Here is a 714-nt window from a genome sequence, read left to right as displayed (position 1 = left end):
CAACATATTCACGCCCCATCACAGCATCCAAGACAGTCTTCGTCTCATTTCGCGGTCTTTACCGTGTGAGGCGCAGCTTTTGCCGATGCAGTTATCGAGAGAGTGGACAACTAGCGAAAATGGGAAGCTTCCTTTCCCCCAAACAAGATATATATCTCTCCATTCGACATAAAGCCGATTTTCTCCTACATACCTCCTAAGTGGAAGTGCAATCGCTCTAGTACTCCACCCGTATCTATGCGGATTTCGTAGTACAAAGCTTATATCCTCTTATGAAGTATTTTACATTATGACTACCGTGATAAGCTCTGACGATTGGCCACTTTTCCTTCTGTGTCTTATTCTTGCACCGCTGGTGTTCTTCCTCGGCGGCGGTGTAATATTCATCACCGCCGCTATCGTCTCCATACTCATCTACGTATTCAGACGAGAAGCCCGCGCTGGCTACGAGGCCGTGGTGGGATCAGACGCTCCCTCGTCTGACAAGCCTGAACAATAGACGCTCTCTATTGCTCCTTGGGTCTAAGAAACTCCATTTCTTCCAGATGAAGATGAGCGAGGACGGATCAATGATGGATTTTTAACGCTTGCTAATGAGCCTGTCCAAGAAACATCGACGGGATGACTCAGATTCTCTGGATATCGAGCCATATGACATAAATCTTATCTAGCTGAAACTCCTGTACAGCGTAAGGGTTCTCATGACGTCCAACT

1 protein-coding gene is annotated in these 714 nt (G+C 46.9%); it reads left to right on the top strand.

Annotated elements, in window-relative coordinates; translation table 11 throughout:
• Positions 1-289 precede the first annotated feature (289 nt).
• On the top strand, positions 290-499 hold the full coding sequence (locus ACR3FF_RS27255; protein WP_458191232.1) for a hypothetical protein: 210 nt from the start codon (positions 290-292) through the stop codon (positions 497-499).
• The last annotated feature ends 215 nt before the right edge of the window (positions 500-714 follow it).

It is taken from the genome of Haladaptatus ordinarius (genome assembly GCF_054177595.1).
The sequence above is the reverse complement of the archived record's forward strand: the minus strand, read 5'-3'. Positions and strand labels throughout refer to the sequence as shown.

Coding starts and splice junctions, on each gene's coding strand:
- ACR3FF_RS27255 (WP_458191232.1), top strand. CDS start 290: ATGACTACCGTGATAAGCTCTGACGATTGGCCACTTTTCCTTCTGTGT.